The organism is Corallococcus sp. EGB (assembly GCF_019968905.1).
GTDB lineage: Bacteria > Myxococcota > Myxococcia > Myxococcales > Myxococcaceae > Corallococcus.
Window position 1 is genome coordinate 5228718 of the sequence record NZ_CP079946.1, and the last position, 7853, is coordinate 5236570.

Annotated in this window: 5 protein-coding genes; 4 read left to right on the top strand and 1 reads right to left on the bottom strand. The window is 69.6% G+C overall.

The window, feature by feature from the left end; genetic code table 11:
• Window positions 1-122 precede the first annotated feature (122 nt).
• The 4 genes from KYK13_RS21655 to KYK13_RS21670 all read left to right on the top strand — a co-directional run bounded on the left by KYK13_RS21655 (window position 123) and on the right by KYK13_RS21670 (window position 5468).
• The gene (locus KYK13_RS21655) at window positions 123-1685 is read left to right on the top strand and encodes an ATP-binding protein (protein WP_370645137.1); all 1563 of its coding nucleotides are present in this window, start codon (window positions 123-125) and stop codon (window positions 1683-1685) included.
• Window positions 1682-3034: a sigma-54 dependent transcriptional regulator gene (locus tag KYK13_RS21660; RefSeq protein ID WP_223632363.1), complete on the top strand. Its 1353-nt coding sequence runs from the start codon at window positions 1682-1684 to the stop codon at window positions 3032-3034. Before KYK13_RS21655 ends, KYK13_RS21660 begins: the two co-directional genes overlap by 4 nt.
• A gap of 182 nt (window positions 3035-3216) precedes the next feature.
• On the top strand, window positions 3217-4776 hold the full coding sequence (locus tag KYK13_RS21665) for a SulP family inorganic anion transporter (protein ID WP_223632365.1): 1560 nt from the start codon (window positions 3217-3219) through the stop codon (window positions 4774-4776).
• Window positions 4773-5468, top strand: coding sequence for a carbonic anhydrase (locus KYK13_RS21670; RefSeq protein ID WP_223632367.1), 696 nt, complete (start codon window positions 4773-4775; stop codon window positions 5466-5468). The genes KYK13_RS21665 and KYK13_RS21670 overlap by 4 nt, the downstream gene beginning before the upstream one ends.
• Window positions 5469-5537: 69 nt before the next feature.
• Here the strand turns inward: KYK13_RS21670 and KYK13_RS21675 are convergent, their stop codons facing one another.
• A complete protein-coding gene (locus tag KYK13_RS21675; protein WP_223632369.1) occupies window positions 5538-7574 on the bottom strand; it encodes a membrane dipeptidase in 2037 nt (678 codons plus the stop codon).
• Between the last annotated feature and the right edge of the window lie 279 nt (window positions 7575-7853).

The following is a 7853-nucleotide window of genomic DNA, read 5'->3' on the forward strand; positions in this document are numbered from 1 at the left end:
GGGTTGATGATGGGCGCATGCCGCCGTCCCAGGCCCCGTCTCCCCTTCCCTCGCTCGTGCCCCCTCCGGGCGACCTTCTTCGCACGCAGAGAAAAGCGGGCCGCTCCGCCGTGGTCGGGCTGATGCTCCTCTGGGGCGCCGCCTTCGTCAGCCCCTTCCTGGTCTACCAGGAGGACGTGAAGATGGCGGAGGGCCAGCTCCTCGCCCACCTGTCGGACCGCGTGGGCGTCCAGGCCCAGGCGATTGGCGCACATCTCGGACTGCTGCGTTCGGAGCTGCAACGGCTCGCGGAGCACCCTTCGCTCAGACCCGAGGATGGAGCCGCGGGCCCCGAGCTCGCGCTCCTCGAGAATGCCTTCAGCCACACGTCCCTCTTTTCGGGGGGAGTCGCGCTGGTGTCAGCGAACGGCGAGCGCATCTGGAGCGACCCGGCGAACATGCCGCTCGGGCGCGCGCCGCTCACGTCACGCACGTGGTTCCGGCGGATGGTGCGAGAGCGGGTCGCTTCGGTCGGATTGCTGGACGAGGAAGGCGGAGGGCTCGTCGCGGTCGCGGTCCCCGTCGTGCGCGACGATCGTGTCGTGGGCCTCCTCATGGGCGAGCTCGCGACGGCGAACGAGCTGCTCCCGCTCCATCGCGGGACGAACGAGTCCATGGTCGCCCTGCTCGGCGAGCGCGGCAGGCTCCTCCTCCCAGCGACGCCCCCGCCGCTCCTGCGCCAGCCGGAGCTCGCCGCTCGCCTTCGCCCCCTGGTGGACGAGCCCGGGGCCGTCACGCTCGGAGGCACGCGGTTCCTCGGCGCGGCGGCGCTCGTTCCCGGAACCGGCATGCTGCTCGCCGTGCTCGAGGACGAGGCGCGGGACCGTGAGCTGCTCAAGCGCCGCTACCTCGGCCAGTTCGGCCTTCACACCGCGCTGCTCGGTGGAGTGCTCCTCCTCTTCACGGTGCTCCTGCGCCGCTCCTACCGTTCGCTGATGGCGGCCGAAGAGCAACTGCGGCGCCAGGAGACGATGGCGGCGCTCGGCACGGCCTCCTCGCTCATCGCCCACGAGGTGAAGAACGCGCTCAACAGCATGCAGGCCGCGCTCAGCATGATTCGCGCGAAGGCAGGGGAAACGACGCTGCCGGTCCAGGCGCTGCGCTCCCAGGCGGACCGGCTCGGCCACCTTGCGCGCTCATTGCTGAGCTTTGCCTCTCCCCAGTCCACCCAGCGGCGCGAATGCGAGATGCACCTGCTCGTCCAGGACGCGCTCCAAGCCGTGAAGCTCCTGCCAGAAGCAGCGGATGTCGCCATCGAGACCACGCTGCAGGAGGGGCTCTTCGTGAAGGGGGATCCGACGCTGCTGGTCTCCGCTGTCGACAACCTCATGCGCAACGCCGTCGAAGCCGGCGCCGTGGCCCGTGACACGGGCCAGCAGCCCACGCCTCGCGTCGAGGTCCGGCTCCTGCGCGACGGCGCGGAGGTGGTGTTCATCGTGGAGGACAACGCGGGAGGAGTGCCCCTGGCCTTCGAGCCGCGGCTGTGGGAGCCCTTCGCGGTGGGCCGCTCGAGGGGGGTCGGGCTCGGACTTCCGATGGTGCGCACGGCCATCCGTGCGCATGATGGAGGAAGCGTCTCCTACACCCGCGTCCCCGGAGGCAGCCGCTTCACGGTCCGCCTTCCGCTCGAGAAAATGGCTTCATGAGCACCTCCCTGCTGCTCGTCGATGACGACAGGACCTTCTCCTCGCTCGCGGCCTCCATGCTGAGCCAGGAGGGTTTTCGCGTGCGGGTTGCTCGCTCGCTGCATGAGACCCGCGCTGCGCTCGCCGCCGAGGCACCGGACCTCGTCGTGCTGGACCGCAGGCTGCCGGATGGAGATGGGCTCGTCTTCCTGCCCGAGCTGCGGGCCCAGCTTCCGGCGACCATCGTGCTGATGGTGACCGCGCACGGCGACATCGAGAGCGCTGTCGAGGCCATCCGGGCGGGGGCTCGCGACTACCTGAGCAAACCGGTCGAGATCGACGACCTGGTGATGCGCGCACGCCGCGCGGCGAGCGACCTCCAGCTCCAGGAACGGCTGCGCCAGGCCGAGAGCGTCCTCGAAGGACGGCACCGGCTGGTGGAGTCCCGCTCGCCGGCGATGCAGCGAACGCTCCAGATGCTGGAGCGGATCGCCACCACGCCGCGAAGTCCCGTCCTGCTGCTCGGGGAGACCGGGACGGGGAAGGCCGTGCTCGCCCGCCACCTCCATGCCTTGCGCCAGAAGCAGGGGGCCTTCGTGCAGATCAACTGCGCCGCGCTCCCGGACACGATGATGGAGAGCGAACTCTTCGGGCACGAGCGCGGCGCCTTCACGGATGCGAAGACGGCGCGGCGCGGGCTCGTGGAGCTCGCGAGCGATGGGCTGCTCTTCCTCGACGAGGTGGGTGAGCTGCCGCTCGCGCTCCAGGCGAAGCTGCTCACGTTCCTCGACAGGGGGGCCTTCCGTCGGCTCGGTGGGATGACGGAGCTCACGAGCACCGCGCGCATCGTGGCGGCCACCAACAAGGACCTTGAAGCAGAGGTCAGCGCCGGGCGCTTTCGCGAGGACCTCCTCTTCCGGCTCGGCGTGTTCCGGGTGGACGTGCCCCCTTTGCGCGAGCGCCGCGAGGATGTCCTGCCGCTCGCCCGGACGCTCGTGCAGGAGCTCTGTTCCGAGCTTGGCCGGCGGCCAATCCCCTTCTCACCCGCCGCGGAGGAGCGCCTGCTCAGCTACCCCTTCCCCGGCAATGTCCGGGAGCTGCGCAATGTCCTCGAGCGAGCGCTCGTCCTCGAGGGCGGGCCCGCGCTCGAGCTGCAAGCCCTCTCCAAGGGGGGCGGCACGCCGGCCTGGGCCGACCCCAACGCCTTCTCCGTGTCAGGCCCGCCCCGAACGCTCGATGAAGTGGAGCGGCTCTATGTCCGGCACGTGCTCGAGCAGCTCGGAGGCAGGCGGGTGGAGGCGGCCCGCGCACTGGGCCTGTCCTACCCGACCTTCCTCCGCCGCCTGGAGGAGACCCCTCCCTCGGAGTGAGGCGATTCAAGTTTCGTTCATCGCCTGAGCCGCACGATTCAAGTTTCTTGAATCGCCCGGTCCTGCCTCCGCCCCGCGCCTGACGGGAAGGGTCCGCGACGGACCGGCACGAGGCTTGCGTAGAGCCCCCCTGTCACGTCGAGCCGTTGTGCGGCCCGGCAGGTGACAGGGGAGCGCAAGCAATGACATTGGGTGGAAAAGCTGCGGAGACGAGGCCTTCCTTGAAGGAGGTGCTCGCCTCGGATTTGCCGGCTTCGCTGGTGGTGTTCCTGGTGGCCCTGCCCCTCTGCATGGGCATCGCGCTCGCCTCTGGAGCGCCCATCATGGCGGGGCTCATCGCCGGCATCGTCGGCGGCCTCGTGGTGGGCCTCATCGGGGGTGTGCCGCTGCTGGTGAGCGGCCCCGCGGCGGGCCTCGCGGTGATGGTCTTCGGCTTCATCCAGGAGCTGGGCTTCGCCGTGACGTGCGCGGCGGTGGCCGCGGCGGGGCTCGTGCAGGTGGCGCTCGGCGGGCTGAAGGTGGCGCGTTCGGCGCTGGCCATCTCGCCGGCGGTGATTCACGGAATGCTCGCGGGCATCGGCATTCTCATCGTGCTGGGACAGATCCACATCGTCCTGGGCGGCTCGCCGCAGAGCAATGCCTGGAACAACATCCGGGAGCTGCCCGGGCAGATCCTCGACCTGCATGGACCGGCCACGCTGCTGGGGCTCCTCACGCTGGGGATCCTCATCGCGTGGAACCTCCTGCCGAACGGGCGGCTGAAGAAGGTCCCGGGCCCGCTGGTGGCGGTCGTGGCCGGGACCGCGGTCGCGGCGGTGTTGAACGCGAAGGTGGCCCGGGTGCAGCTGGCCGCGGATGCGTTCTCCGCCATCAAGCTGCCGTCCCTTCCCGAAGGCTCCATGTGGGGCGCCTTCTTCGTGGCCGTGCTGTCCCTCGCCCTCGTGGCGAGCGCCGAGTCGCTCTTGAGCGCGGTGGCGACCGACAAGCTGCATACGGGCCCGCGGGCGAACCTCGATCGCGAGCTGCTCGCGCAGGGCGTGGCGAACACCGTCTCCGGTCTGCTCGGCGGTCTGCCCATCACCGGCGTCATCGTGCGCAGCGCGGCGAACATCAATGCCGGCGCGAAGACGCGGTGGTCGGCGGTGATGCACGCGGTGTGGATGCTGGCCTTCGTGACCCTCCTGGGGAGCCTCGCGGCCTACGTGCCCCTGACGGTGCTCGCCGGCCTGCTCGTGCACGTGGGCCTGAAGCTCGTGAACCTCGCCCACATCCGCGAGCTGCGGCACCGGGGCGAGCTGCCGGTCTACCTCATCACCGTTGCCGGTGTGGTGGGCATCAACCTGCTCGCGGGCATCGGCCTCGGACTCGGCGCGGCCATCCTCCGGCTCCTGTGGCAGCTCGGCCAGGTGCGCGTGGAGACCCACGCCGCCAATGGCGTTCACCAGGTCTGCATCAGCGGTGCGTTGACGTTCGTCGGAGTGCCGAAGCTGTCGACGGCGCTCGCGAAGATTCCCTCGGGCTCCAGGGTGGAGGTGGACGTGGCGGTGAACACGCTCGACCACTCCGGCTTCGAGGCGCTCGAGAGCTGGGCCGACACGCACCGCAAGACGGGCGGCACCGTGACCATGGAGCCGCTCGAGGACATCTGGAGCCGGCGCCGTGCGCGCGCGGCGCCCGTTGAAGCTCCGGCCCGTTCATCCCCCGTCCACGTTTCGTCTCTCGCTTCCGGAGGTGTTCAGTGAAGAAGCTCATCCGCGGTCTGCTCGACTTCCAGCGTCACACCCTGCCCTCGTACCGTGCGACCTTCGCGAGGCTCGCGAAGGGCCAGTCTCCGGACTGCCTCTTCATCAGCTGCTCGGACAGCCGCGTGGTGCCCAACCTGCTCGTCTCCACGGACCCCGGTGACCTCTTCACCGTGCGCAACGTGGGCAACCTCGTTCCGCCGGCCGCGCGCGACGGACAGACCCCGGCGGACCGCTCGGAGGCGGCGGCGATCGAGTTCTCCCTGGGCTTCCTGCCCATCGAGGACGTCGTGGTCTGCGGACACTCCAGCTGCGGCGCGATGAAGGCGCTCCTGGCCGGAGGCGCCATTGAAGGCGCGCCGAACCTCGGACAGTGGCTGGGGCACGGAGCGCCGTCGCTCAAGTCGCTGCGGGAAGACACCCAGGTGGGCGCGGGGCTGCCGGAGGCGGATCGCCTCTCCCAGCTGAACGTCCTCGCCCAGCTGGAGCATCTGAAGACCTACCCCATCGTGCGGGACCGGCTCGCGGCGGGAACGCTGCGGCTGCACGGCTGGTGGTTCGACATCGGGGCGGCACAGGTGCACGCCTACCGGTCCGACCTCGGCCGCTTCGTTCCCATCGACGAGCACGAGGGTGAGCGGCTCCTGACGTCGCTGACGGAAGATCAGCCCGCGCTCCGCGCCGTCCAGTGAGACGGCGTTGAACCTCTTCCAGCCCCCGGCGTCCTCGCGGACGCCGGGGGCCGTTTCATTGCGGGCGGCCTACGTGCACATCAGCCACGAGCACTTGCCGGACTGGCACTCCCGGCCGGACGAGCACAGCGAACCCTTGGCCCGCTTGTTCACGCACTTGCCGTCGTTGGTGCCCCAGCCGCAGAACTGGTTCGCGGCGCAGTGCGAGTCCGTGGAGCAGGTGCAGACGCCCGGGATGTTGCCGCAGTCGTCCATCGCGCTGCACAGGTTGGACTTGCACTCCGCGGCGAAGCGGCACGTCTCCGACACCAGCTTGGTGCTGGGGGCGTAGGCCTTGCCGCAGATCTTCGGGTACGCCGCCTCACGGGTGGCCTTGGGGACGTAGGCCGCCACGCCGCCCGTGTCGATGTCGTTGGCCGCGTCCGCCATGCCGGTGCGGGTGCTGTTGGCGCGCTCCCACATCTGGATGAACTTCTCCGCGGAGCCCTCCAGGCCCGCGGTGTTGACGCCCAGCTGCTTCAGGTCCTTCACCACGTCCGGCAGCAGGCCCACGTGGGCCAGGCCGTACACGTCGAAGTCCGTGCCCAGCGGCGGCGGACCGGAGACGCGCTGCTGTTCCTCCTGCGCGTCCGCCTCCGCATGGAAGCCCGCGGAGCACGCGCCGAAGTCGCCGAAGCGCGGGCGCGTCTGCTGGATGAAGCCGTTGAGGTCCGCGCCGAAGCCCATGTTGACCTTGAGGCCCTGGCGGCCGAACTCATACGCCTGCGCGAGCGAGCGCGTGGAGCCCTGGCAGGTGTTGGCCACCGGCGTGCGGGTGTAGTCGCGCGTCTCGTCGTGCGCGGTGCGCAGGCCGAACATGCCGCCCGTCTGGCGCACGTAGCGGATGACCCACGACGGGGTCGTCTTCTCGTTGGCGGCGAGGTCCGGGTTCATCACCTCGCGGAAGTGGCCGTGGGAGATGAACAGCGGGTAGTAGGTCCGGGCCTGGGACAGGGCATACGCGTCCTGCACGCTCTTCTCGGACATGTGGGCCATGTCGATGAGCATCCCCTTGTTCATCATCTCCTGGACCAGCGCCTTGCCGTCAGCGGTGAGGCCCTTGGTGTTCTTGCAGTTGGCGTCCACGTCGAAGCCGAGCGTGAAGCCGTTGCCGGTGATGCCGCAGTCCGTGTCGATGTGACAGTTCTCCAGGAACTGGGCGACCTGGAAGATGGCGTTATGCGGGGCCGCGCCGCCAAAGCGGTTGTCCAGCTGGTGCACGGGCTGCAGCGAGCGCACGCCCAGCGAATAGACGCGGTTCAACTCCGCGCGCCAGTCCTTGGTGCCAAAGAGCTTGCTGGACTCGATGGAGAGCACCATGGCGAGCTTGCCCTGCGAGATGATCCGCCGCGCATCCGCGGGCGTCAGGGCGATCTCCGCCCAGTCCGTGCGCGCGTCGAAGTCGCGGGCCATCTGGAGCTGGACGTCCACGTCCATCATCTCGTCGCAGGGGCGCTTGAGGTTCTGGTACGGCAGCGCCTTGCAGAGGAACTCGTTGCTGACGAGCGACACCATGACCAGGGACATGCCGCCCTGATGGGCCTTGTTGAGCCAGCCCTCCCAGGCCTGCTGATGCGCGATGGTGTCCCAGCGCGGCCACTGGGTGGGCGTCTCCTTGCGGCCCAGGTGCAGGCCGGTGTCCCCTTGCGTGCCCTCGATCTGACCGATGACCTCCGAGGCCACCGCGCCGCCCACGCCGAAGACGTCCGACAGGATGGGGATGCCGCTCAGGTTCACGCTGCCGGCGTTGGGACAGAGGTTGAGCATGTCGCGCAGGTCCATGCGGACACGCGCGTGGTCACTCTCCGGCATGCCGCCGTCACAGCTCACGAGCGTGCCGGTGTGGCTGCCATGGAACCACCCACCGCCGAACGCCTCCTCGGCGAACATGTGGTGGTGCATCTCCGCGAAGCCGCCCACCGCGAGCGGCTGGGCCACCTCCGCGGGCGCCGCCTCCACGGGCGCGGGCGGCTCGTCGGTGACGGGCCCGCAGGCCAGCGCGAGCGACGTGGCAGCGAGCCAGGGTGAGAACCAATACCGTGAGACAATCCGGGAGCGACGCGGCATGCAGTGTACCTTTCCGGTTCGAGGGAGGCACACTGGGAGTATCAGCAGCACTTCCTGCCAATCAATTCTCCCGGTGTAAGCGCAGTGCCGCATGGCATTGACGCACCGCAAGAAGAGGTGGCTTGTCACGGACTCGGGCCGTGGCCAGGTGGGCCCCATGGGGGCCACCGACACGCTTTGACGGACTCGGTACGCGCCCAACTCTGGCTCGGCATACGGTGGCGTGGCATGGCCCCGGGAGGATGGGCGGGGCCCGCCGCCCTGTGACTCGCCCTGGGG